This is a genomic window from Mesorhizobium sp. M0317 (genome assembly GCF_040321555.1).
In the GTDB taxonomy this organism is placed as follows: domain Bacteria; phylum Pseudomonadota; class Alphaproteobacteria; order Rhizobiales; family Rhizobiaceae; genus Mesorhizobium.
In genome coordinates, this window is the sequence record NZ_JAMYRV010000050.1 from 1 (window position 1) to 26139 (window position 26139).

The window sequence follows — 26139 nt, forward strand, 5'->3', positions numbered from 1 at the left end:
AGGTGAAGCTCGAGCCCGGCTTCGCAAGGGCCTGATTAAACCTGAACGGCCCTGATCCGATATTCGCGGTCACCTGCTCGGTCGCGGGGCGACTTGCATCCTTCTCGCGCATTATAAAAAGAGGCTGCCCGTTGTTGGTTGCCAGTAAATTGATCAGAAGCCCCAGCGGTTCCTTGAGCGCGATTGTGAAGGTCTTGTCGTCCTTCTTTGAAATATCCTTGGCTCGCTCCATAAGCAATTGTGCACTGGGTACGTGGACCCAGCGGCGGATCGAGGCGACACAGTCCGCCGCGGTGACCGGGGTGCCGTCATGCCAGCTCAGGCCGTCCCGGAGTTCGAACGTGTAAGTCTTCTTGTCCTCGGAAACGCCCCACTTCTCCACCATTTGTGGCTGTGGCATAAGCTTGGCGTCAAGCGAGAACAGCATGTCGTAGATTGCCAGGCTATGGTCGACGGTTATGTTACTCGTCTCAACGACTGGATCGAAGACGCGGAGATCCACCGCCTTCACCATGCGCACCGTCCGCGCGCCGGCTGCCGTCGTCTGCGCTCGCAGGACAGAAGGGATCGATAGAGCCGCTCCGGCGGCCATGCCTACTTTCATGAGGTCGCGTCGCGAGATCGTCATGTTCCAGTTCCCCTTTTTTGAGTTAAGCGCGCGCTTAACCTGCGCCTTCTTTAGAGTATTTGTCGAACGCCCGGGGGGAAGCAATATCCGCCTGTCGTTTCGACGAACGACTGATCGGTCGTTCAGAAGATGCTACTATCTGAGAGTGCAAGCTTGGCGCCAAAATGCGTCGATTGCTGAAATGCAGGCCGCACACAACGGCGCGGTTTGAAATGTCTCCACCTCCGCGAACCGCCCGGGGGCCGTCATGTGCGGTCGCAGGCGCGAGAGCCAATCAAAATTACAATGTAGCTTTTTGAGCGACCTTCCCTGTCGGCGCCGATCCGGCTGACCATTTAACCGCCGCAGATCAATTCGAGACGGGTCGGATCATGGGCGTTCGTCTTCCAAGCGATGAATTTCTTTCCAACTGGCATTGTGGCCTTCCGCTTTTTCCGTGCCCTCGGCCTCGGGGATCGCGTCTGTAAGTGCAAGTGCATCACAAAGCGAGGCCCACCTCGCATCGGCGGTATTCAGCGTAGCTCGCATTCATCACCGCACTTGCGGCGTGCGAGCGGTGAGATCTCCCAGTCGATGTCGCTGACTAGCACACCGAATCAGCCTTCTCCTGAACGACCTCAACAAGGGCGCCTTATACCTGATGAGGTCCACGGCCGTGCGGCTGCTGGGTCGATCTGCTTCTGAATATCCTCTCGAATTTGCGAGGCACGAGGTCGTGTAGGATTGAAGAAAAGGCGGCCGCCGACAACTGCATCCGGAAAACCGTGTCGCATGAAGGAGTGCTGCTCGGTCGGTTCATAATGGTCGTCTGTGCAGCGGGGAGATTCATCGTACTCTCTCCCTTGTAGTCAGACATCTTTGCGCGGGTCGGCCAACAGGTTACCAGAAATGATCCTTAGGCAACTGGGGTAGCGCTGGACCGGGCAGTTGTTGAGCCGAGCGCCAATCTAGCGGCAGAGTCGCCCCTCCAACGGGCGGTGCAAATGCCGATGGCGTCTGCGCAATGTGTTCATGACTTCCTCGCTAACACCGACGAAGGCGCTCCATACTGAATATCAGAGCACTCCCAATTGCCTGCCTACCTCGGTGAAGGCGTCGACCGCGCGGTCGATGTCGGCGCTGGAATGCGCGGCCGACATCTGGGTGCGGATGCGCGCCTGCCCCTTCGGTACCACCGGGAAGGAGAAGCCGATGAGATAGACGCCGCGCTTCAGCATGCGTTGTGCCATCTCCTGAGCAAGAGCCTCGTCGCCCAGCATCACCGGGATGATCGGATGATCCGCGCCCGCCAGCGTAAAGCCAGCCCTCGACATCTTCCAGCGGAAGCGGTTGGCATTGGCGTAGAGCTTTTCGCGCAGCGCATCACCATGCTCAACAAGGTCGAACACCTTTAGCGACGCCCCCGCAATGGCGGGCATCAGCGTGTTGGAGAAGAGATACGGCCGCGAGCGTTGGCGAAGCCATTCAATGACGTCGCGCTTGCCTGACGTGTAGCCACCTGATGCGCCTCCAAGCGCCTTACCCAGCGTACCTGTGACGATGTCGATGCGGCCCTCGACACCGCAATGCTCAGCGGAACCGCGCCCGTGTCTGCCCACGAAGCCAACCGCATGGCTGTCGTCTACCATGACAAGGGCGCCGTATTTCTCCGCTAGATCACAAACGCCGCCAAGATTGGCAATGATGCCGTCCATCGAAAACACGCCATCGGTCGCGATCAACTTGAAACGGCTGCCTTCGGCCTTCTTCAGTTCCTCTTCCAGTGCGGCCAGGTCGTTGTTGGCATAACGGAAGCGCCTAGCCTTTGAGAGCCTTACGCCGTCGATGATGGAGGCGTGGTTCAGCGCGTCGGAAATGATTGCGTCTTCCTGGCCGAGCAGCGTCTCGAACAATCCGGCATTGGCGTCAAAACAGGAGGAATAGAGGAGCGTATCTTCCATCTTGAGAAATGAGGAGACTCGCGCCTCCAGTCGCTTGTGCTCTTCCTGAGTACCGCAGATGAAGCGCACCGACGCCATGCCGTATCCATAGCGATCGAGTGCAGCCTTAGCCGCGTCCCGCAGGTCTTGATTATCGGCGAAACCGAGATAGTTGTTGGCGCAGAAGTTCAGGACCTTGCTGCCATCCGCAAGTTCGATCTCGGAAGACTGGGTCGACGTGATGACGCGCTCGGATTTGTAGAGCCCCGCAGACTTCAACCCGGCCAGTTCCGCCGACAAATGTGCAATGAAAGCGTTCTTCATCAGCAAGTCAGCAGAAATGGCATGAAGCAAGCCCTACAAAGGTACATGAAACTGGACGCTCATCATCGAGTGGCAACGGTTGTCAATTGGCTCAACTCGGCGCGCCACGAGGCCAAAGGTGAGCCTGCTCGAATTTGCCGGCGTTTGCGTGACGACAACTCATCGTCAAAGGCGCTGGCCAACTGGCAGTCGTAGGGCTCATTCCGCTCACGGATACATGACAGCAGTCGACCATGCCGGCTCATCGTGTTTATGCCAGTAGAGATCCATGAGCCGGCGGGTGATGGATCCGACGTGTGCATTGGCAATCGCGGTATCATCGATACGGGTCACGGGCATAATGCCGCCGGCAGTCGAGGTGATAAACACTTCGTCGGCCCCTTTGATCTCAGCACGACTGATATCAGCGGCCGTGGCTGAGAGTCCGATCTCGGCACAAAGATCGAAGACAGTCCGGCGCGTGATGCCCGGCAATACCCCAAAAGCGGGTGTCCTCAATGATCCGTCCTTGACAACGAACACATTGAAGCCGGGGCCTTCCGCGATGTGCCCGTTCGTGTCAATGACCAGCGCGGTCTCCGCTCCCGCGTCATAGGCGTCGAATAGTCCCTTCACTAGGTCGAGCCAATGATAGTTCTTGATTGCGGGGTCGATTGATTTTGGCGGGATGCGGACGGTGTCGCTGATCGCGACGTGCAAGCCTCTCTCCAGCTGTTCCTTGTTGGCAACCGAGCCAAAGCTGACTGCAAACGCCATGAAGCGGTTCTCGGCCTGGCGGGGATCCCGGCTGAAGGTCGGCGATGAACCGCGCGTGCAGATCATCTCCACGTACGCCGATCTGTGGCCTGACAGCGCGACGCAATCGTTGAGGATCGATGCTATTTTCTTGCGATCATAGGGCAGCTTCATTCGCAGCCGTTCGACGCCCCCGAAGAAACGGTCAAGATGCAAATCGAGCCGGAAGAACTTGCCATTCCAGACGTGAACAGTGTCGTAGGTTGCGTCGGAGTGCAGGAAACCCCAATCGAGCACCGAGATCTTCGCTTGGGACATCGGCAGATATTGCCCATCCATGAAAGCCACGCCGTCCGGATAGCGCCGTCGATCAACGTGATGCTCATCGATAGTTGGAAAGACAGGCAAGATCTGTATCATTGGGGTCGCCATTCTTTTTCCTTACACCTAGGAAACGATTGCTTGCCCACGTCGAGGTCGGGCAACTCACATCGTCCTGACGTAAGATCAACTGCGTCCTCTAGATCGCACACTTGATTAGGTGAAAAAGCTCAATCTGATGCCGGACGCGAAATGGCAGTTTCAAAAAGCGGTCCAGGTGATAATTTCAGCACAACCCCGCCCAACGCTACACCGCAACGCGTGGCTCGAACTTGACACGATCAAGCGAAATCATGCTCTGGAATTTTCGGACATTGGGGTTGGTGTAGAGCTTTGTCTTGACGAAGACGTCAAAGGCCTCGACGTCTTCAACGGAGACGAGCAACACGAAATCGGCGTCGCCCGTAACCATGTAGCACTGGGTAACCTCTTTGGCCGCGCGCATTGCGCGCTTGAACTCATCGACAAGGTCAAGACGCTCACGATCGAGCTCTACTGTGACGACAACGGTGAGCGATTTGCCAAAAGCCCTCGGGTCCACCAACGAGATGTCCGCAAGGATCACGCCATCCGAACGCAGCTTGTTAACTCGACGCATGCATGACGCTGCCGAAGAACCAACCACTTCTGCCAGTTCGGCAAAAGAGAGTCGGTTGTTCTTTTGTAGAGCCGCAAGGATTCTTCGATCTAGGTCATCCATGGAATAACGTCTGCTAAGATTGCAACTTCAATAATCGCCTGAAGTGGCGCTACAATCATCGCACTTTGCCCTAGAAATTGAAATAATCAAATCAATCTTGGCCCACGGACGTAACGAATTAACCACCTGGCGGTCCAGAGAGTCCGCCTGCGATCGACGCAAAGCCCCGGCATTTCAAACTGCGCCGCAACAGGCCATCACAAAAGTCAAAGCTGGTGCGCGCGACACCATGGTCCCGGCTCCCTTTTGCATTGCGTCGACGGGACAGGCCTGGCAAGTCGCACCTGGGATCGCCATTGCCCATTCTTTCATCCGCAACTGCGCACGCGGGCGCTTCTTCAACGTTGTCGACCTCGTCAACAGGCTCTGTCGCAAACTCGGGAAATGGGATCGTGAACGGCCATTTCGGCCCCACTCGTTCGCCCGGTGGAGCAGACCTTGGCCGGCCAGCATCGCCAGAGAAACTGTCGGCGACGGGCGCCGGCGAGGCTCGATGAAAGTTGGTTCATCTCCAATTTCTGCTTTCAATGCCATTTTGGCCGAACGAGTGCCGTGCACCACGCTGTGGATTCCTGAGGCCCCGGTGATCTCTTTCAGCTCGTTGATGATGTCGATGCAGATCTGCTTGCCTTCCTTCTCTGATCGGCTGCGCCCTCCATTCGCGCGATCACGGCATCCGGAATATCGACGCCCGGAACGTTGGTCCGCATCCACTTCGCTGTGCGGGCGGAGGCGAGCAGGCCGGCGCCGCGCAGGACACTTCTCGACCAGTCCGAGGTCTCGGACGCGCTTCATGTACTCGCGAAAGATCGGCACGTCGTAGCAGTATTGGCTCTGGACGAAATGTGCGCCGGCGGCAATCTTCTTCATTAGTCTGTGCGGACGGAATCGAGGGGCTGCGCGAACGGATTGATGGCAGCGCCGAGGAACACCGCAGGTGGTTTCGAGAGCTTGCGGCCGGACAGTAACCGGCTCTCGTCGCGCATGGTGCGGACCGTCTCGAGAAGCGACATGCAGTCGAGATCGAATACCGGCTTGGCGCTTGGATGGGTCGCCGGCCTGGACACCGTCGCCGGTCAGGCCCAGGATGTTCGCCACACCTATCGCGGCCGCGCCCAGCACGTCCCCCCTGGATTGCGATTCCTGTCGCGACAGGTGATTTGCATGATCGGGGCATAACCGGGGCAGGTAAGCAATGCGCAGATACCGACGGAGTGCCTACTCAGCCCGGACTGCCGGACCCGCTCAACAAAAGGCTTTGTTCCGGCAGCTTCACCCTGCGGCCCACATCCTGCTGTCCGCCGACGAGCACTGGCACTCGGAGCCTCGTCAAACAATGGTCAGCAGCCGCCGCGGATTATCGATCATGATTGCATTAATCTCATCCTCCGAATAACTGCGCTTTCGCATGTGGGGGAGTACCTTCTTCTGAATATGAGCATATCCATGGCCGCCGAACTCAGCCAATCGGATTGTTTGCCAGATATCGTGACTGATCACGATTTGACCGAGATGCCCGCGATCAATTAAACGCCTGATCGTCCGGATGCGCATGCCATCATTCGGCATGTCAATGTCTAGGAGACCGTAGTAGGTGTTTTCTTGCCCGAACAGGTCCCATTCCAGCACGACACCGGAGTCGGCCAAGCGAAATAGACGATCGTCGTCAAAAATCGTCCTGTCTATATGATCTATGATCGTACGCGACAGATCGGCACCGCGGTCCCGTAGGAACTCCGCAAGCATCCACGGGTGATCCGCATGCGGCGCCGGATGGATCGTCAGCGCAGCCCCTGTCTCTTGCTGAGCAATAACGGCGGCCGTCAGCACACGTTTCTCGAGATCAGTCCATGGCCACGAGCAACCTATTTCGCCAATGATGCCCGCATGTACCTGTGTTCCCCAAGCGCCCAGTTGAACCTGATCAGTCATCTCCTGGGCAAGGCTCTCGACAGTCCGCTTGTTGTTGTTCGGATCCTGGTACTGGTCGACGTAGTGACCGCAACCCATCACGATATGGGCGCCACTCTCCCGCGATACCTCGACCAGGGCTTCCGGATCGGGCACGAGACCGCCGATTGTCAGCTCGACGATCGTTCCGCCACCTGCTTCGACTAAACGAGCCGCCTCGCGCGCAGCCAGCTCACGATCCCTCTGTGTGGTGCTGCGTGCATCCGAGATGCCACCGGTCATTAGGTTCCAGTAGTCTCGCGGATCCGGACCGCCCATGGTCGACGCCTCCCGCCGAGCCGGCGGCGTGGCGTCCCAGATGAGATGCTCATGCATTAGCGTCGGCCCTAGCGCCGCTGGGTCAAAGAGGCCCAGAACCGTCTGGACCTTGCCCCTCATCTTGCTTCTGCTTAACCGCATTTCATTTCCGTTGACCTGCTTCCTAAATTCGGGTTCTGACAGCGCGTACTCACGCCGTGGCGTCGACGGATTCGAGCATTGTCTGAAGTGTTTGCACTAATTTCTCCACTTTGGCCGAGTAGGATAATAGATTGGCGTGTGGGATTGCCGTCAAACTTCACTGATTGCTGAAACGTTTTTGACAAGGGCGCGACGGCGTCTGAAATGGCGGTAGACATCTTGGGCCGCCCGGAACCCCAAGGTCGCTCGGGTGGATGGCGCGATGCGAACACGGTCCGCACGCTTCGAGCGGAACACGTGAAGCGCTCCAGAGAAGGGGTCGAGACCGCCATCCCTCACCAGAGCCATCAACGATGCGGCTCCCTTGCGAAAGTCGACCGGCTGGCAACTTGCTGGGTTGAAGTCTGCTGGGCTCGTCGACAACTCCGCAGGAATGGCAGGACGTAAGCCCTGCACAAGTATGACCGGACGCTCGTCTTCGAATGGTAACGGCTGTCGATTCGCTCAACGTCGCGCTTCAAGAGGCATGAGTGCGCCCGGTCGGCTTTCTGCACTTTGAGGGACGACGGCTCATTGCCATTGTTACGAAGCCGCTTCCCAGCTTGCGCCGCCTGGTGCATCTCGATCACGGGTAGATGGCAACAGTCTACCATTGCGGATCGAGCTCGGTCCCGCCATGGGATGGATTGGGTTTAGCCTGAACCTGTGCGGCTGCTCAGTCCAGGTTTTGCAGATGTGCTCGAAGGGGGTTAGGCCGTTGAGGCTCTTCGGGCGTTTGGCGAAATTGTAGGCGTCGAGGAATCTTGCCAGTGGGTACGTAGCCGATCATGGTTTTCGTAGTAGCGGCGCACGGTGGCTTCCTTGATCGTGCGGTTCATCCTTTCGACCTCACCATTCGTCCACGGATGGTTCAGCTTCGTCAGACGCGATATCGTTGCGGGCGCAGGCCACGTCGAAGGAATGGGCTCGGAAGATTTCCTTGCGCTCGATCATCGCCCTGATCTTGGGGACGCTCCAGCTTGCGCCTCCGGGCACTGTGAAGTGAATGCCTTTGTCGGTGAGAACGGTATGGATCTTGTAGGGCACCAGTTCGATCAGCTTGCGAAGGAAGCCGGCCGCAACACGTCTGGTGGCGCTTTCATGCAGTTCGGCGAAGGCGAACTTGCTTACTCGGTCGATGGCTACGAACATGTAGAGCTTGCTCTCCTCGGTCCAGACTTCGGCGATTCGTATGGAAGTAGCCGATCGGGTAAGCCTTGAACTTCTTGCGCGGCTTGGCGCCTTCGATGCCTGGCAGGCGGCTGAGGTCATCGCACTGGACAGCCGATGCAGACTGGAACGGGTGAGATGTGGGACCGTGGCCGCGCATAGAGGCAATCGTCGAGCGGCAGCAGCGTATGCCTGCGGAAGGCGACAATCAGCGTGAGTGGTCGTGGCGCTCGCGTGAAGTGTCTGTCCCATAGTCTGTCCTTGTCGATGGCGGCATCAATTCTACCATCACACCGTGGGACTAAACATCTAGGGACGGGTCCGACCGCCCCATTAGCAATGCAGTTATCCCATCGGATCGCTTTCGACTCGAAGCATCTAACTGTTCAGCTCAAGGGACGACGACCTCTTAGGAGAGCCGGCTGCAACACATTCAGCTTCAAATCTATTCCGAACACCCTCTAGCATACGCTCCAATCGCTGCCCGATCTGGTCACAGTCGGCTCGGGTCACGGTCAATGGCGGTGCAACGATGAACCAGTCTCCGTATTTCCCTCCGGACGTACGCCTCGAGTAGATTATGAGCCCTTCCTTCAGTGCCTCGGTCCGAGCGACTTCAGCCACGTTAAAATCGTAGCGAAATTGAGCCTTCGAGTCTTTTTCGCGTACCAATTCAACCGCGTATAGCAGTCCAATTCCGCGCACATCGCCTACAATGGGTGAGGTATTCATGAACTGCCTCAATATTCTCCCCAGATGTTCGCCAGCTTGTGCGGCGTTGGTAATTAAATCGTGATCGTCATATTCGTCCAGGACCGCGAGCGCGGCGGCGCACGAAATAGGGTTTGCGCCGTACGTGTGTGAAAAGTTAAAGCCGGTGAGCTTTGCCAACTCATCGACGGGCTCTGCAGGGAGCAGCACCGCACCTAAAGGACTGTAACCCGCGGCAATTCCCTTTGCCATGACAATGACATCTGGAATGCAGCCGCTCAAATGATGTGACGCGAGAAACTTACCGGTCCGGCCGGCGCCGCACAAAATCTCATCGAATACGAGAAACACGCCGTATCGGTCGCACAACTCACGGATGCGTTGAAAATAAACAGGTCGCGGCACGAGGCATCCGGTTGCCACACCGCCTACCGGTTCAACCACGTAGGCGAGGACGTTTTCTGGGCCGAGGTTTACGATAGTATTCTCAAGCGTCGCTACGCATTGCTCGGCGATTTCTTCAGGCGACAGTCCCGGTTCTCCTCGATAGGTCATTGGAGCGGGCACTTTGGCGCCTGTAACTGCGAAGCCAGATAGAAAAGGTGCTAAGGATTCATCGCCCGAAATAGCGAGCGTGCCGATTGAGGCGCCATGATACGAGGGCATGTTGGAGATCAAAATGCGCTTGCTGGACAAGCCCTTTGCAACCGCGTATTGCCGCAGGAACTTCAGCGCAAGATCCATAGCCTCGCTTCCGCCTGACGCGAGACCAACCCGTTCGAATGGCGCCCCCGCGAGACTGCAAAGCCGCCCTGTTAGCGCGGCGTTGGGGGCGTGACGCGCAACCCGCGGGTAAGCATAATCAAGCGTCATGGCCTGCTGATACATCGCATGCGCAACACGCTGATTAGCATGTCCGATATTGCAAGCTATAGGACCCGACGATCCGTCGATGTAGGCCTTCCCATGCTCATCGGACATCCAGATCCCTTCCGCTTTGACCATAAGCGGAACGGGCTCAGATCCATCTCGACTAAAAAAAGCGTCCTGAAACATTCCGGAGCTTGCGGCAAAATTCGTGACCAACTAACATCTCCAAGTGGTATTCTACATTCAGACGGTAGATGAAATTCTACTATTTGGCAGCCAAGTCTATCTATTCCTAAAAGTAGCGTTGGCAGCGTTGAAACTGCCCAAAGGCTATGACATCTGAGGTGGAGCTTCGCACCAAAAGGGGCCGCTGGCTGAAACGGTTGTCGCATACAGTGTTGTGGTCTGAAACAAGTAGGATCCGTGGCACACTCTGACTGTGCGGCTGGAGATGCAGGGAGCCGGTTTCTGGGACATTGACCAGCGCTATTTGCGGCCGAGCGAAGCCGGCGATCCTCTGGAAAAGCCGAACGCGCTAGTCAGTGGAGAGGGCCGGCAAGCCGCTCTCCAAGGCGTTGAAGCGCTCCGATGGAGCCGAGGGGCGGTCGTGCACCCTGCTGCACGCGCTTCGGCAGGCTCGGCTGGGGGCGCCGGCATCACCCAAGCCAGCCAAAGGGTCGCTCGACGACCCAGCGGCACGGAAGGACTTCGAAGCCCTTGGCGCTGTCGAGCCGCTTTTCTCGGCACGAACCAAATCCACCTTTCCGTGGGCGCACAACAGGCCTCGGGTTCGGTATCAACGGCGCGATCGTTCCCGAGTCCGCGTCGCTCAGGTCGCTTGCGTCACGCCGTCTCGCGGGCATAGTCGGCCCGGCCAGTTCAGGGCATCTTGTCCTTGATCGAGTTCCTTTGCAAAACCGACGGATCACAACCTCCTGAGTGTCCGCTCCAAAAAGACGTGAGTGATTTCAGCGGGTAGTGATTCTGTCGGATTGCTGAGATTCGGAGATCATGATGCCCTGGACCGAAACCACTCGCCCTCACTATGAACGGCGCTGCCGGCGCTACGCAAGCGACCTGACGGACGCGGAGTGGGCGCTGCTCGAGCCGCTGATGCGAACCGGATCGGCCGGCCGCGGAAGACGGACCTGCGCGAGGTCGTGAACGCGCTGTTTTACATGGCTTCGTCGGGCGGAGCATGGCGGCTTCTGCCGAAGGACTTCCCACCGTTCTCGGCGGTGCAGAAGTACTTCTGGCGCTTGCGGGACGAAGTATTGCAGCGCGCCATCAACAATGAACTCGTCATGGCGGCGCGCGAACGGGAAGGCCGCGGGAGGCAAGCCCGTCCGCCGGCGTCATCGACAGCCACTCGGTGAAGACCAATCGAAAGCGGCGGAGTTCGTGGCTTCGACGCCGGCAAGAAGGTCAAGTGCCGCAATCGGCACATCGTCGTCGACACGCTGGGCCTGCTGGTCGGCGTCGCCGTGCTATGCAGGGCCGAAACTGCGGGGCGCCCTGTAAAAGATCGGCAAGTTCACGATGGAGATCGTCAAGCGTCGGACAGCGCCGCCTGGAAGGGTACCGTGGTGAGGTAATACGGTGTGGGACGCAGTATCATCACCGACGATGATGAATCTCTGCGGCGCTTTTGGCAAGGACTTCCGACAATAACCGCCGCGCCTGTCGCGGATATGATACGAACGATAATGTTGCATTATCATTCGTTTTGCTCTTTAATAGGAAAATGGCCCAAAACGTCGAGCAGAAGCCAAGAAGTCACCCTCAGCAGGGCTCCGCATCGTCCCACAGCACGGGGGCCGATGTCGATCAACCCGCGGCGCAGACGGCGGCCGACGACCTGCCTGATATTGTCGAGGTCGTGTTCGCTATGAGCCAGACCGCGGACGATCTCGAGAATGGCGAAAAGTCCCCTGCCCCGCTGCCGGCGCCCGGTTCGGAGTCAACGTTTGGCCTGCCGGCGCATCTGGGAAAACTCGCCGATCGCGCCCGCGACTACGTTGAGGCGGCTAGCTCCGCCAACACCCGGCGCGCCTACGCCGCCGACTGGAAGCATTTTTGCGCCTGGGCGCGCCGCCAGAACATCGAGGTGTTGCCGCCCGATCCTCAGACCGTCGGCCTTTACATCACCGCGCAAGCCTCGGGATCTGGTCGGGACAAAAAATCGGTGGCGACGATTGAGCGCCGCCTTTCTTCGCTGTCTTGGAATTATACTCAACGTGGCCAACTACTGGACAGGAAAGACCGCCACATCGCCACCGTGCTGGCCGGTATCCGCAACACCCACGCCTCGCCTCCCCTGCAGAAGGAAGCCATTCTCCCGGAAGACCTAATTGCCATGCTGGAGACGCTCGATCGCGGCACGCTGCGCGGCCTGCGTGATCGCGCCATGTTGCTTTTGGGCTTTGCGGGCGGACTGCGGCGCTCGGAAATCGTCGGCCTAGATGTTGCCCGGGACCAGACCGAGGACGGCCGCGGCTGGGTCGAGATTTTCGACAAGGGTATTTTGGTGACGTTGCGCGGCAAGACTGGCTGGCGCGAGGTCGAGATCGGTCGTGGCTCCTCCGACTCGACCTGCCCGATGGTCGCCCTGCAGACCTGGCTGAAACTCGCACGGATTGGGCACGGACCGCTATTTCGACGCGTCACCGGCCAAGGCAAGGCTGTCGGCGCCGAGCGATTGAACGACCAGGAGGTGGCGCGGCTGGTCAAGCGCGCGGCGCTCGCTGCCGGCGTGCGCGGCGACTTGTCGGAAGGCGAGCGCGGACAAAAATTTTCCGGCCATTCGCTACGCGCCGGGCTCGCCTCCTCGGCCGAGGTCGACGAGCGCTTTGTGCAGAAGCAGCTCGGCCACGTCTCGGCGGAAATGACCCGCCGTTACCAACGCCGGCGAGACCGTTTTCGTGTCAATCTCACCAAAGCCGCCGGCCTATAGCCAAGGAGCGGCGATGCCTTCCAACGACGAGTTTGGATTCCGACGGTCGAATACCAAGCCCACTTCGATCAATTCGGTGCTCCATTTCTGACAGGAAAGAATGAGGAGAGTGATCGCTACTTTGACAGCCAGGCGTAGGAGAACCACGTCTACAGGGATCAACAACATTGCGGGGCGGTTCACCAAAGACGTTGAACATTTCCTACGTTTCGGTGTCATGCGCCGCTGCGGATGCTGATGTCGTCGTTTAGAAGCTTTCAGAGCATCATCATGCCTGATTGCGTAGCTCCGCTGATGCAGAGCAGTCGTATGAGGTCTGTCGAGACCTCAATGCCATCTCGACAGTTACGCGTGGACGATGGTCTTCCATGCCGGAAGTGACGCAACCAAAGCCGTGGCCTTCAGGGCCCATCATCGCAGCGGATCCGGCGCTGAAGGCAACGGCATAGGTACGCAGCATGGGAGGATGATGTGAAGAGTCGCCGGAATCCGACCCGCTCATCGAATGGCTGGGTTTGTTCCACCTGCGTCGTACACCCCTCGAGGTTGTTGCTGGATACGAGGATCTGAGCAACTGATATCGCGCATCCTACGCAAAAGTTCGACAACTTGTCTGACTTTCGAGCAGTGGGCCGTCGGATCGGCACCCTGATGATCGCGTCGCTCAAAGCTTCCTTCGCAAACCCGGCCACTCCCCGCCGCGTGACCAGCCTCGCATAAAATAGAGGCCCCTACCCTTCTTACACCGCTCTCCCGCCCGAATTTGGTGTCGTTCAGGCCCTGGAAAGTCTCGCCGGTTGTAGTCGCGGTCAACAGTATAGCGACAGGCTTATTTCGGCGGCGCCGAAACCGAAGTTCATTTCGGCTATGTCGGCCGGAGAGGCTCGCCGTCTGCAGCCCACGATGTGCCGCCGGTTGAGCGCTGCTGCCCAGCGCGACAATGCGCTCGACGATGGCTGCGCCGGTTCGACGAATAGACTTCTTGGGGCGCGACTGGGGGTCCGCCGTGCCTGTGGGCCTTCAGCCTCTAACCGCTCCATCCCACGGGGCAGGGTCTTGGCCCGACACACCATGGCCTGTGCCGTAAGGGAGAAAGATGTCCTTCGATGACCGAAAGAGCCGTTCGGCTGACTCTTTTTCGGTGCTTGACGCACACCTTCCCTTGCCTCACCTCGTATGATCGTTTGTCATGGTCGATCGGCTTTAAGTGGTCCATAGATCATCCGGCCAGCACATTAGATGGACAAAGCGTCCAGTTGTCCGCGGACAACTGCCATTGGTGAACGGCGCGCCCACTCTTCGTTCGCGCCGGCGGACGAGGGAGAGGCGGCTTCCTTCCGGCGCCATCTGCGTTCAGGTCATGCTCACCGACGCAAAGATGCGGTGTCGCGTCCTTTAGGCGGCGGTAGTGTTTATCTCCGATGCGCACCTACAAATTGATTTCTGGGCGGCCGTCAAGCCGGCATGCGCCGGATAACGAGCCTTGTAGGCTACCCTACATCCCAGGGAAGCGGAGCGCGCCCGGGTTGTCCGCGGACAACTGCAGCCTGAGAGGGTCAACACCCTCATGGTTAAGCGTTTGTAAAATGTTTACGAATCGGGTCATACTGTAACTGCGCAGTTTGAATGAAATCTGCATCAAATGCGTAGTTCGAGGCGAGCAATGCTACAAACGTATATGCAAACAAGCGGGCAGGAACATCTGCCGTCGATGTTGTCCGCGGATTCTCTCGAATTGTCACGGCAGCTTCAGTTGCACCAACAAAAGATTTTTCCTCCAACCTCCCAAAAAACGATCCGGCATTTCACGCCTGCAGAGGCCGCATACTATATCGGCATCGGCGAGGGATACCTAAGACAGGTGGCCTCGGATGGACATGGGCCGGTACCATTGGCCAACGGTCGCCGGGTCTATTCTCCTGCCGACATGGAAAACATCCGGCGGTCGCTCGACGAAAAAAACGGAACACCGAAATACGTTCCGAGCCGTCGTCCTGGCGAGAAACTGCAGGTCGTGGCCGTCATGAATTTCAAAGGCGGTTCGGCGAAAACGACGACTTCCGCACACCTGGCCCAGTACCTTGCTTTGCGCGGCCACCGGGTTCTAGCAATCGATCTTGACCCGCAGGCTTCGTTGTCCGCGCTCTTCGGACATCAACCCGAACTTGATGTGGGCGAAGGCGAAACTCTTTACGGAGCGATCCGCTATGAGGCGCCGCGATCGATCGCCGAGATTGTCCGCGCCACCTACACCCAGAACTTACATATCGTACCGGGAAATCTCGAACTCATGGAGTTTGAACATGAGACACCGAGAGCGATCACGTCGGGTTCGGCGGAATCCATGTTCTTCGCCCGCATCGGCGAGGTTTTGACAGACATCGAGAGCCTATATGATGTCGTAATTATCGATTGCCCGCCACAACTCGGCTTCCTAACGATGTCGGCGTTGTGTGCGGCGACGTCGGTATTGATAACGGTACATCCGCAGATGCTGGATGTGATGTCGATGAGCCAGTTTCTTGCGATGACTAGTGAGATGATGGCGGTCGTCGAAAGGGCGGGTGGTCGTACCAGCTACGATTGGATGCGCTATCTGGTTACTCGCTACGAGCCGAACGATGGTCCGCAAAGCCAGATGACCGGCTTCATGCGGGCGATTTTTGGCAATCGAATGCTTCACAATCACATGCTGAAGTCGACGGCAATCTCTGATGCCGGGGTCACGAAGCAGACACTCTATGAGGTTGAGCGACAACAATTCACGCGCGGCACATATGACAGGGCGATGGAATCCTTAAACGCGGTGAATTCCGAGATCGAAGCCCTGCTAAGGACTACTTGGGGGAGAAAGTAATGGCCCGCAAGAATCTCATTGAGGTTTCAACTGCAGAAGAAGCGCCGATTCCTATGGCGGATGTAAGACCGATCGCCGGCTTTGTCGCGCCGGCGGTTCGCAGTGCTCCCATCGGCGGCATCACAAGAACCCTGGGTAACATCACCCAGAAGTTCGAACGTGCGCAAGACATCGAGAAGCAGCTGGCAGAAGGCAAGATAATCGTCGAACTGGATCCAGCCCTGGTGGACGGGTCGTTCATTAGTGATCGTCTTGGTATCGATCCCGTAGGTCTGAGCGAACTTGTTGGCCAGATCAGAGCGCATGGGCAACAGGTGCCGATCCTTGTTCGGCCTCATCCGAAGACTAGTGGCCGGTATCAAGTCGCTTACGGGCACCGCAGGCTCGCAGCGGTAAGGGAACTTGGCATCAAGGTTCGTGCCGTTATCCGTGAGTTGTCCGATGACCAACTGGTTGTCAGTCAAGGTCAGGAAAACAATGCGCGGACCAACCTGTCATATATCGAGAGAGCGTTGTTCGCCGCCCGCCTTGAAGACCGGTCTTTCTCCCGCGAAGTCATCATGGCCGCGCTAAACGTCGACAAGGCTGCTTTATCTAAAATGATTTCGGTTGTCCGCGCGATCCCTATTGAACTGATTGAAGCAATCGGAGCAGCTCCGGAGGTAGGACGCCGACGGTGGATGGAATTCGCAGAAAAAATAGCTAAGGCCGAAATCGATCTACGTGCGCTCCTAACAACGTTGTCCGCGGACAACTCAAGTGACCAACGATTTCAACGAGCCGCCGATGCCCTGAACACGCTTCCTAAGGCGACCAAGGAACAGCCAAAGGCCAATCTTTGGGCTGCCAAAGACAAATCAGTTAGCGTGAACGTAAAATCGACCGCGACGAAGTCCGTCGTGACATACGAGGCAAAGGACGGTCCAACCTTCGCGGCATATGTCACGGGGCGACTGGATGACCTCTACCAGGCCTTCCGGCAGTCACAAAAAGCATCAACAGGAGACTGAAACCGCAAAAGAAAAAGGCCCCCAAGCGACTTTCGTCGTGGAAGCCCTTCTCCGTAGTAGCTGACTGAGAATCGCATCTCCACGAATCACTGTCAAGAGTCATTGGCGTCGTTTTGGCGAGCAGGTTTCTTTTGCCTAATCGAGGGTGAAAGAAAATGGAGACGAATATTGCGACGACGCCCTTTGGGCGGCGGCCGATGACGCTTGGCATGATTTCAAGCCAAGTCACCGCAAGGGCCGTGCCGAAGGACGCGACCGTCCACAAATGGCATGTCTTCCAAGATATCAAGGACGCCAGGATCGCCCTGGGCGCAACTGATCGCGCTTTGGCTATTCTCGACGCGCTGTTGTCGTTCCATCCGGACACAGCGCTTTATGGCGACAGCGAACTGGTTGTATGGCCATCCAACGAGCAGCTGATCCGCCGCGCCAATGGCATGCCCCCAACGACCTTACGGCGACACCTGGCCGTTCTGGTCGAGTGTGGATTGATCATCCGTCGGGACAGCCCAAACGGCAAGCGCTTCGCCCGGAAAGGGCAGGGGGGCGAGATCGAGCAAGCCTATGGCTTCGATATCTCACCGATCGTCGCGCGCGCCGAGGAATTCAAGGATCTTGCAGAAGCGGTCAGAAATGAGAAGAAGGCCTTTCGTCTCGTTAAGGAGCGGCTAACCATATGCCGGCGTGACATCGTCAAGATGATCGACGCGGGGATTGAGGAAGGCGTGCCGGCGAACTGGGGCAGGGTCCAGCAGGCCTACCAGGCTATTGTTGGTCAGATACCACGCACCGCACCTAGGCAGACTCTGGAGGCGATTGCCGAAGAACTTGAAGGCCTTTGGGCTGAAGTGCGTGAAGCATTGGAATCATTTGTAAAAACACAGAAAGTGGACGCCAATGAGTCCCGAAATGGGCGCCACATACAGAATTCAAAACCAGACTCTAAATTTGAATCTGAAAGCGGCTTAGGAGATAAAGATGAAGCGGGCGGCAACGTTGCGGACACCGACAACGTACGGAGCCTACCGAAACGCGAACTGCCGCTAGGGATCGTGCTGGATGCCTGCCCGAACATGCTTTGGCTGGTGAAGGGCGGCGGCGGAATCCGCAACTGGCGTGAATTTCTGGCCGCGGCCGAGGTTGGCCGGCCGACCATGGGCATCAGCCCGAGCGCCTGGGAGGAAGCGCGAACGGCAATGGGTGAGCAGCAGGCGGCGATTACCATTGCCGCGATCTATCAGCGGCAGGACCAGATCAACAGCGCCGGCGGCTATTTGCGCAGCCTGACGGACCGAGCAAAGGCCGGAAAGTTCTCAGTCTGGCCGATGGTAATGGCCTTGTTGCGGGCAAAGCTTGACGCGTCGAAAGCCGCTGGAAACGGAGCCGAAGCTGCTGCCGCCGATTTGGAGATGGCAGGCAAGGTTGTGCGCACCGAATCTAGGCTGGAAATCAGTGATGCGTTGCGCCGCAGCCTCGATAAGCCGAGGCGCGGATCATGATCAGCCGGCGGGTTTCGATCCGCACTCGGACATGGACGGTTGCTGCAGCGCTTGTCGGGACGAGCGTCTTATGAGAGCATCGAAGACATGAAAAACGAACACGACCCGGAACCGACGCCCGATGAAACCGCCGGGATGGTGTGGTGGAATTCGCTTACCGAATCCGATCGTGCGGCTTGGCTGGCGCGGGCCGGCAGCGCTGTTCCAGCTGATGCCTGGGCCGCATACAAGCGGCTCGGGAATGTTGAGCGTCAGCCACGGACCGTAAACTGAGGACTGTTCTGCCGCGGGATGACGGTCAGCTCGCGGGTAGTTCGGCGACGAGTCCAAGCCGGCGGGCTCGATCGAGCAGGTTCTTGACTGAGGAGGCAGACCATTTTGCGCTTCCTCGTGGGGTTCGCTCATGCAGACGCTCGAGCTGGCCAGCGATGTCGCGGAGCGACAGGTCTGGGTTAGACTGCGAAATCCCTGCCACAAGAGTCATCAGGCGATCTTCGGGAGGCAGAGGAGACGCCCGCTTTAGCAGTGTGGATTCGGCCAGGTGCTCGGTGACGAGCCACCTCACTGCCCGCCGCAGTCGTTCATGGACATCCGCACCCCGACCCACGAACTCACCCGGGCGCACGCGGTGCTGCGAACCCGCCGGCAGATTATTGCGCATACCGGACTGGGCGCTCAGCCGCGACGGTTTTTTGGCGCTGACCGGTCGCGGCGGCGCCCTGCCGGCGGCGGGCCAAAAAAGCCGGGACGGGGAGGGGGTTGGAGCCAGCTCCTTTGAAGCCGACGATCGCGAAGACGCTGAGGCCGACCGGCTGGCCGAAGAATTTGCCGAGATCGATGCCGTCCTGGCGCGCTCGTCTTGGATTCTGAATGGCGCCTACGTGCGGGCTCGAAAAGAGGGCCGGGCGGAGCCGCAATACGGCCTGATCTACGATCTCGACTGGAATGAAGAAGAACGGCTGGCCGAATGGCAGGCCGTGCTCGCCGACACGCGGGAGTGGCCGTCGGTGCTGCGCGCCGCAATCCTGCTCGAAGCGTGGTCGGACATTGAGGTGCTGCAGCATGCCGCCTGGCTCGGGCCGCTGTTTGTTGCCGCACTGCTGCGCCACGAGGGTCTTGCCGCCAACCATCTCGCTTGCCTGCATCTCGGCTCGAAAAACATTCCGCGTGAGCGGCGGCGGGCGCCCGATCGCTCCGATCGGCTGCTCGCCTTGCTCGATGGAATCCACGACGCAGCAGTGGCTGGCCTGAAGGAACACGATCGGCTGGTGCTGGCCAAAAGCCAGATGGAGCGGCGGCTCAAACAACGGCGCGCCAGCTCGAAACTGCCCGATTTGGTCGAGCTGGTGCTGTCCCGGCCGGCTCGTCTCCACCGGCATGATCCAGGAGCGGCTAAAAGTGACAAAACAGGGGGCGCTCAACCTGGTCGGCGAGCTCGGCCTGCGCGAGATGACGGGGAGGGGAAGGTTTCGCGCCTGGGCAGTGATCTGAGACGAGGAGGTTGCCGCCCTTGTTGTGGGCAATGACGAGAGACTAAGCTACTGATAAGGCAAGATTATCATTCGTTTTTCTCACACGACAGGCGCAGCGCTTTCTATCCATTTCGGTTGCCAAAAGCGCCGCTGTGATTCATCGTGCTTTCGATGATTCTGCGCCCCAAACCCTCTCCGCGCCACTACTCCGCGCTTGCCGGCGCCCCTTCGACTGTGCAGATCGCAACGGTGCCGGCCTGGTTGCGCCGGGCCATCGCGGATGCGCAAAGCCTTACGGGAAAAGATGTTGAGGACGTCGCGCTCACCGTAGGCGCCACCATTGGCGCGCTCGATGCGGTGGTCCGCCGGCAGGAGCGGTGGGCTGGAGCCTGGCGGCAACGCCTCGCGCTTGCGGCGGCTGCGGTGACGGCACGACAAGCCGGCCGCGTCGAGAATGAAGGCGCGCTGCGCGACGCCGTGCTGCTCACACGGCCGGGCGATTTTTTGTCCGTCGGTCCCGCCGGGCTTTTGCTGATTGCCTGGCGCCGGCTGGCAGGCCGGCCCGGGGACGAATTGTTGACGGAGAAAAACCTCGCTGCGGTGTTGGAAGAATTCGGCTACGCCCCGGATGATGAGGTGGTCAGCGATCTTGCGGATGATCTCCGGCAACTCCCGGCCGGCGCTGGCATGGTCGCAACGCTGACCGGCACATTCATGGCCGCCGAACGCCACGGCTTTGCGCGCGCCGTCGGGGCATGGCTCGCCGACGCCGTGCTGGCGCAACGGATGGGTTGGGCACACGCGGTGCCGCTGCTGGGCGCCGAGGCGGCCTTGGGCACAAGCGCTCGCCCGCGTCGATCGACAGCCAGCTCCGTGGCGACAAGCATTGAGACAAATCCTGAGCGTGCGAAAGGCCTGCTTGCCGCGCAGGCGCGCGCTGCGCTGCGGGCCGTCGATCTTTTCGCCGAGCTCGAGCGCCGCGCCGACCGGCTGCTTGCCGTGGCGCCAAAACTCCGGGCCAAGGCGGCGGATGCTGTTGTCGACAAGCTCCTGTCCGACGATGCGATCGTCGCATCGAAGCAGATCGCGGGCATGAGCGATCGCGGCCTACGCCGGTTATTCGACCGCCTGATCGAGCTCGGCGCCGTGCGCGAACTGTCCGGCCGCCCCACCTTCCGCATCTACGGGCTGTAACGATTATGGTGGAGGCAGCACGCAGGCGAGGGGGGAGCCGGTCAGATGACCGTCGATCAGCTGACCAGCTGTTTGACCGGGAGCTGGATCACCTGCCGCCGGAAGCGCGTTGGCGCGAGTGGATGAACCGCGTTGAGGCCACTATCTTTGCCGCCAGTGAGCCGGTCGGCCGCGAGACGCTTGGCCGCATTGTGGGAAAGAGCTGCAGCATTGAGCTGATGATCGACGACATCCGCGAGGAATTGCGCGGTCGCCCCTATGACCTGGTCGCCGTCGCCGGCGGCTGGAAACATTTGACCCGGCCGGCCTATGCCGACGCCATCCGCAGTGCATTTGGCACGGCCGCCGGTGGTAGCGGGCGTGCTGTGGACCTGACGCAGTCAGAGGTGCTGGTGCTGATGTGCATTGGCTACTTCCAGCCGATCACCCGCGCCGAGTTATCGTCTTTCTTCGGCAAGGAGATTTCTCGCGACCTGATCGGACATCTCCGCGGTGCCGGCCTGATCGCTTCCGGTCCGCGTAGCCCAACACCGGGCGCGCCCTACACCTACGTGACGACAAAAGCATTCCTGCTGGAGTTCGGCCTTGATACGCTGCGCGCCCTGCCGGATTTCGAGGCGCTCGAGGATGCAGGCCTGCTGTCGAAGGAGAAGTTGCTGGCTGGTGACATCATGCCGGACTTTTCCTCCAGCCATCAAAACGCCGACGTCGACGTCGAGGAATAGCTGCTCGCTGCCGCGCAGCAGCCTGCCGCCGTTGCGAATGTTAGCGGCTTCTCAATAGGCTCATCGCCCCAGCACACAGCGGCCAGGAGCTCTTTGGCGCCGTTGTCCGAAATTCGTAGGCATATTTCGGACAAGGAGCGGTTCCGGGTCGGGCGCTCAAACCATAGTGAGGCCGGTCAACCTCTGGAATGTACTCTCACGAGCGTAGTCGCCGATATTCCTGGGGCGGCCCCTTCGTCAAATGAGAGGAAGCGGAGCATTTGTCGCTCACCTTACGTGCGCGCGAGGGATCGAAGCCGCATGGCTGAGACGCCTCTTCGCGCGGCGCTGTTTCGAGAGCCAGGTTCGCTCTGGCGGACGCCCACACGCGTTCTTGTCGGCGATTCCAGCGTCGCTATTCGAAACGCTCGTCTCGGCCACGGTCGCGCTGTGTCTCCCACCGCTGTTCCTCGGCAACCGCGTCTGCAAGGCCCTTCTTTGCTTGTTCGACAAAGCTGATCGCGGCGGCGTCACCGCCAAAATCCAACCCATCCAGCATGCGCACGTTCGACTCGATGATCGCGGCGCGCGAGCCGCTCCAAGCGCGCGGCCGGAACCGCCGCAGAAATTCGGCCAAGACCTGCACACGGTCCGGGGCTTTTTCCAGCACCATCCGCGCCGCTTGGGTCCATTGCAGCGGTGCCTTTTCGTCGGGTCGGCGGAACAGCGTGACCGTCGCGGCGGCGACGGGATAGCGAATCGCGGCTTCAGCTTCGCACCACGCAATGAGGACATCATCCGGCACGGAATCCAACGGATTGCCATGCATGTGCGTCATATCCTCGATAGCTCTCACGCCGCTTTTGCGCAGCGCCGCATCGCCGTCAAAGAGCCCGTCAAGCGCGGCAACCGGTTGTGCTTTAACGACGCCCTTCACCAGATCGTCGTGATAGTAGGCTTGGGTCTTGTGGTCTTTCGTCGCCTCCAGAAACTTTCCAACGAGATCGCGAGCTATGGAAGCCCCGGCATCGCCAACAAGGCACAACTGCGCAATTCGCCCCAATCGATGATCCTCGCGGTCGTTCTTGTCGCCGAAGGTGATACGCCGGAGAAGCTCGCGCCCAGCTTCCAGACTATGCGGCGATGGCTCGTTCTTTTGCGTGCGGTCGGCGTGAAAGCGCATTGAAAGAATTTCAATAGCTACGTCGAAGCCACCGGCTTTGTCGGCGATCGCCACGATCAGATCGGCTAGCTCGCATGGGTCGATCCCGTCGGTTGCCCGGCCCCAACCCAGCACATGAAACCGCGCGATCGGCGCCGTGTTGCTTGCGAGCGATTCACGGAGACGCCTCATCCCTCGTGAATTGATCGGCACGGCCGATTGCAGGGTCGGAAACCACAATGCCAATGTGTCATGAAGAAAAGCCGCATCAAGAAGCCCGTCGGCTGCGGCGGCATCGTGTTCCGCAACCTTGTGTAGAATTCCGCGCAGCACCTGAACATTCCGATTGGATTCCTGTGTCTTCGCCAACTCGCTGACAAGGACGTCCCAAAGTGCGCCGCGATCAGGCGCAGCCTGAGCCATGCCGCGTCCCAGCAGCCACAATTGCCCTTCGGCGCTGACAAGCTCGGGGAGCAAGGTGGCAAAGGCATCTGCGTCATGCGCCAGCTCCTCGCCAAGCTGCAATATGATGCGCTCAGTGCGCGCGGTTTCAGCCTCGATGTCATCATCAGGGCCATAGATATCATCGAAATCAATGGCGCCGATCCCCCTGCGATTCATGACGATCGCTCGGACGTTCTCGATGAGGTTGGCAGGCCGGAGAAGCTTCTCAAGAGCGTCCAGGCGCGCAGCTATCCCCTCGGGCATGGATTGGCCATCGAACTTTTGGGTCTGACGGACGGCAATCCATCCTTCGCGCCAAAAGCCGCTAGCCGCGATTGCCCTGGCCGTCCGTTCGAGTGCATCTAATGCGCCGGCAGACGACCATAGCCCGCGGAGCTTATCCGCCAGCAGCGCGCGGATGGCCGGGGCTACGGGATGGTCCGCGGTCGCGAGGGTTCCGGCCAAATTCAGCGCGGACTCGAACCAATGAAGCACTTCGGCATCCGTTCGCGGATAGTAGCCGTGATCGCGCGGCCGCGCGCCAAAATCGAAGTTGTATGAGGACGTGAAGTGATAGGCTTCGAACATTGCGCCCAGCGCCCGAATGCCTAGCGCCCGGTCGGCCGGATCGCTTGAACGCAGCCAGGTTTCGACCGCGCGCAGGCGCTGGTCGACACTGGCGTGCGTGCCGGAGAGATAGAGGTAGAACAGGGATTCTACGGCGTCGGTCGCTTCGTCGCGCGCGCCATCGGCCTCCGGACGTGCGAAGCTTGCCAGGAGGGCGACCGTCCGATCAAACAATTCGGGATCGTACGCAAGCGAACGCATGAGCCGCAAAAGATGCCGCCCATTTTCCCGCATTGTCTCGCTGTCAGGCCCGCGAGTTGCGCGCTCGATCGCATCGAGGACGGCCGCCGGCGCCACAGGCGCGATGTTTTCTAGGATCGCCCGTCCGAACCCATTCAGATTGGCGATGTCAGCCACATAGCCATCGGGACCAAGCCAACGATCAACGATAGCGACCGCTTCCTTGCTGCCGTGAAGGTAGCCGAGACGCCGCGAAAATGATCTGAGCAGCCGTTCCGAGGCGCCGTTGACGAGTTGGGTTTCAATGGTTGCCCAAGGTATGTTCTGGAGCGCCACCGCGGCAAGGCGGTTTGCGATGGCGTGCGGCAGCACTGCCCGCCAAATTCCGCGCTGCTGCACGAGGTCCCTGCGGCGAAGCTCGGCAACGCCGGCGAAGATCTCGGCAGCGGCCTTTCCGACCAGGCCACCCAGACGGACGATCTCGGACTCGTCGCCAGTGACAGTTTCGCCATCGAACGAGAAGACCAGCGCGCAAGCTTGCGCCACTAGCAGCAACCCGCTGTCGTGCTCATGCCGCTGCTGGAACAGGCGCCGAAAAAGGCCGTCATCGGTTAGTCCGGCAAGCGATTCATTCTTGCCTACCGTTGCCGCAAGCGCCAAGGCGACCCGCGCGTTCCCACCAGAAAATTCGGCAATGGTCTGTGCTTCGACGTCGGAGAGCGACGGAAAGCGACGGTTGACCAGTTTCTGGACGAGGTCGGGCGATGACGGTTCCAGCCCGAAGACGTCCGTGCCCTCGGGCTCGTCCTCCCGAATGTCGTATTCGACGGTGACTACGCTGATCGTGCTGCCGGCAGTGCGGACGAGTTCCGAAAGCCGCCGGTGCAGTTCCTGCGGGCAATTGTCGATGACCAGGACTGCGCGCATGCGTTGGGCGACCAGATTGCTGGCGAGCGCGATCGGTTGCGGATCGGGCGTGTCCGCCATGTCGGCATAAACGGCAAGCGACGGATCGAGACTGCGCGCGCCTACGGCTGGATTGAAAAGCGCCTGGACAAAGCGGGTCTTCCCGACGCCGGAAAGTCCGACCAAACGCACAACCTTACCGGGTTGGCCCAGAAGGTCGCGGATTCTCTCAAGGCCAGCGAGTGCGGTGACGCCATCGCCATTCTCAGTGCTGCCGGTCTGGATGCGCAATGCGTCATCGGCAAGGTAGCTATCGTCGCTGCCGACAGGCGTATGCGCCCAAGAGCCATAGGGTTGCCAACCCAACAGAGACTTGCCGATGCGATCGCGGACCCACGGTATAAGGCCCGGATAACCGCGTACCCATGTCGCAATGCGTCCGCGGTCATAGAAATCGAGGGCGAGCTGATCCCGCTGCGCGATATCCTTGACCGCATCCGCCATCGCCTTGCGCCGGTTGGCAAGCGCCCCGTCCGCAGTCGATCCGGTTGCGCTGACAATGATGTAGGCGCCGACTTGCGCCGCCAATTCCTGAATGACGGGCCTTACCGTTCCTGCCAGGCGCATTTCCGCGAGAATTTCGCCGCGCGGCATATCCGGCTTCTTCACCTGAAAGCCCGTGGCGGCGCGCGGTACGAACCCGTCGATCGGCGTTCCGGCGGGGAGCGAAACGCGGACATCGAGGCCGCCATCAGCGGCGGTCTGATTGCCGCCCCAGGTCACCGCCGAAGCAGGAAGGCCACGGCGGCGTAATTCCGCCTCGCAAAGGAGAGCGACGAGAGATCGAAGGTCCCCGTCGTTCAAAAGAGCAATGTCGTCACCGGTGATTTCAAACATGCCGAAGGGTAGGCACGCGCGTGATTCCGGTCAAATATTGGCCGAACGTCGGGATTTCGGCACGCATAAAGAGAACAGGTCTAATCAAATACCGAAGCGACGCGCTTCGACGGCAAGCGCCTGAGGGTGTGAGCTTGGCGTCCTTGGAAAACGATTGGCGAAGGTGATGCGTCCTTCAGTCAGTTTCCACTGTGCTCAGCACGGATCATGCGCGGCGTGCAGACGCGCAATTTCATCGCCACATCCGAAATCGCATACTCTCACGTTTGTGAGGCAAGTTGGAAATCGAGAATCGAACCAACGCGCCTGAGGGTCTAACGACAGTTAGAAAGTAATCAGGAATGGGACGCGGGGATCGTCTGAAGGAGCTTGGCGTTTATGCGCTGC

General features: G+C 59.4%; 16 protein-coding genes and 5 pseudogenes. 10 read left to right on the plus strand and 11 right to left on the minus strand.

The window, feature by feature from the left end:
• The 4 genes from NKI88_RS26730 to NKI88_RS26745 form a co-directional block, all read right to left on the minus strand.
• Positions 1–628: ABC transporter substrate-binding protein (locus tag NKI88_RS26730; RefSeq protein ID WP_352658387.1), on the minus strand; the 628-nt coding region annotated here is incomplete at its 3' end.
• 1055 nt (positions 629–1683) lie between these two features.
• A complete protein-coding gene (locus tag NKI88_RS26735; protein ID WP_352658389.1) occupies positions 1684–2871 on the minus strand; it encodes a glycine C-acetyltransferase in 1188 nt (395 codons plus the stop codon).
• Between the two features lie 207 nt (positions 2872–3078).
• Positions 3079–4026: an aminotransferase class IV gene (locus NKI88_RS26740; RefSeq protein ID WP_352658391.1), complete on the minus strand. Its 948-nt coding sequence runs from the start codon at positions 4024–4026 to the stop codon at positions 3079–3081.
• Positions 4027–4234: 208 nt separating this feature from the next.
• Positions 4235–4687, minus strand: a complete 453-nt coding sequence (locus NKI88_RS26745; protein WP_352658393.1) for an Lrp/AsnC family transcriptional regulator — start codon at positions 4685–4687, stop codon at positions 4235–4237.
• 272 nt (positions 4688–4959) lie between these two features.
• Between NKI88_RS26745 and NKI88_RS26750 the strand changes: the two are divergent.
• Positions 4960–5054: pseudogene (locus NKI88_RS26750) on the plus strand (IS21-like element helper ATPase IstB); the annotation flags it as partial.
• A 185-nt stretch (positions 5055–5239) separates the two neighbouring features.
• On the opposite strand, the pseudogene NKI88_RS26755 reads toward NKI88_RS26750, so the two are convergent.
• The 5 genes and pseudogenes from NKI88_RS26755 to NKI88_RS26775 form a co-directional block, all read right to left on the minus strand.
• Positions 5240–5904: pseudogene (locus NKI88_RS26755) on the minus strand (methylenetetrahydrofolate reductase); the annotation flags it as partial.
• A 112-nt stretch (positions 5905–6016) separates the two neighbouring features.
• Positions 6017–7057: a phosphotriesterase family protein gene (locus NKI88_RS26760; protein WP_352658395.1), complete on the minus strand. Its 1041-nt coding sequence runs from the start codon at positions 7055–7057 to the stop codon at positions 6017–6019.
• Between the two features lie 150 nt (positions 7058–7207).
• Entirely contained in the window at positions 7208–7513 is a 306-nt protein-coding gene (gene tnpB, locus NKI88_RS26765; protein WP_352658397.1) for an IS66 family insertion sequence element accessory protein TnpB, read from the minus strand.
• 126 nt (positions 7514–7639) lie between these two features.
• Positions 7640–8478: pseudogene (locus NKI88_RS26770) on the minus strand (integrase core domain-containing protein); the annotation flags it as partial.
• A 166-nt stretch (positions 8479–8644) separates the two neighbouring features.
• Positions 8645–10063, minus strand: coding sequence for an aminotransferase family protein (locus tag NKI88_RS26775; RefSeq protein WP_352658399.1), 1419 nt, complete (start codon positions 10061–10063; stop codon positions 8645–8647).
• A 798-nt stretch (positions 10064–10861) separates the two neighbouring features.
• Between NKI88_RS26775 and NKI88_RS26780 the strand changes: the two are divergent.
• From NKI88_RS26780 to NKI88_RS26805, 6 genes and pseudogenes are all read left to right on the plus strand, one after another.
• A pseudogene (locus tag NKI88_RS26780) lies at positions 10862–11334 on the plus strand (transposase); the annotation flags it as partial.
• A 257-nt stretch (positions 11335–11591) separates the two neighbouring features.
• Positions 11592–12800: a site-specific integrase gene (locus NKI88_RS26785; RefSeq protein WP_352658450.1), complete on the plus strand. Its 1209-nt coding sequence runs from the start codon at positions 11592–11594 to the stop codon at positions 12798–12800.
• Positions 12801–14463: 1663 nt separating this feature from the next.
• Positions 14464–15657: a plasmid partitioning protein RepA gene (gene repA / locus NKI88_RS26790; protein ID WP_352658401.1), complete on the plus strand. Its 1194-nt coding sequence runs from the start codon at positions 14464–14466 to the stop codon at positions 15655–15657.
• Positions 15657–16667: a plasmid partitioning protein RepB gene (gene repB, locus NKI88_RS26795; RefSeq protein ID WP_352658402.1), complete on the plus strand. Its 1011-nt coding sequence runs from the start codon at positions 15657–15659 to the stop codon at positions 16665–16667. The genes repA and repB overlap by 1 nt, the downstream gene beginning before the upstream one ends.
• 155 nt (positions 16668–16822) lie before the next feature.
• Positions 16823–18166 (plus strand): plasmid replication protein RepC, encoded by a 1344-nt coding sequence (gene repC / locus NKI88_RS26800; protein ID WP_352658404.1) that lies wholly within the window; start codon positions 16823–16825, stop codon positions 18164–18166.
• 39 nt (positions 18167–18205) lie between these two features.
• The gene (locus NKI88_RS26805) at positions 18206–18439 is read left to right on the plus strand and encodes a hypothetical protein (RefSeq protein ID WP_352658406.1); all 234 of its coding nucleotides are present in this window, start codon (positions 18206–18208) and stop codon (positions 18437–18439) included.
• A gap of 25 nt (positions 18440–18464) precedes the next feature.
• On the opposite strand, the pseudogene NKI88_RS26810 reads toward NKI88_RS26805, so the two are convergent.
• A pseudogene (locus NKI88_RS26810) lies at positions 18465–18767 on the minus strand (recombinase family protein); the annotation flags it as partial.
• A 52-nt stretch (positions 18768–18819) separates the two neighbouring features.
• Here NKI88_RS26810 and NKI88_RS26815 point away from each other — a divergent pair.
• The 3 genes from NKI88_RS26815 to scpB all read left to right on the plus strand — a co-directional run bounded on the left by NKI88_RS26815 (position 18820) and on the right by scpB (position 21557).
• Positions 18820–19692 (plus strand): RHE_PE00001 family protein, encoded by an 873-nt coding sequence (locus tag NKI88_RS26815; RefSeq protein WP_502909494.1) that lies wholly within the window; start codon positions 18820–18822, stop codon positions 19690–19692.
• 117 nt (positions 19693–19809) lie between these two features.
• Positions 19810–20832, plus strand: coding sequence for a DUF1403 family protein (locus tag NKI88_RS26825; RefSeq protein ID WP_352658452.1), 1023 nt, complete (start codon positions 19810–19812; stop codon positions 20830–20832).
• A 5-nt stretch (positions 20833–20837) separates the two neighbouring features.
• Positions 20838–21557: an SMC-Scp complex subunit ScpB gene (gene scpB / locus NKI88_RS26830; protein WP_352658410.1), complete on the plus strand. Its 720-nt coding sequence runs from the start codon at positions 20838–20840 to the stop codon at positions 21555–21557.
• 394 nt (positions 21558–21951) lie between these two features.
• Here the strand turns inward: scpB and NKI88_RS26835 are convergent, their stop codons facing one another.
• A complete protein-coding gene (locus NKI88_RS26835; RefSeq protein ID WP_352658412.1) occupies positions 21952–25752 on the minus strand; it encodes a hypothetical protein in 3801 nt (1266 codons plus the stop codon).
• Positions 25753–26139 lie beyond the last annotated feature (387 nt).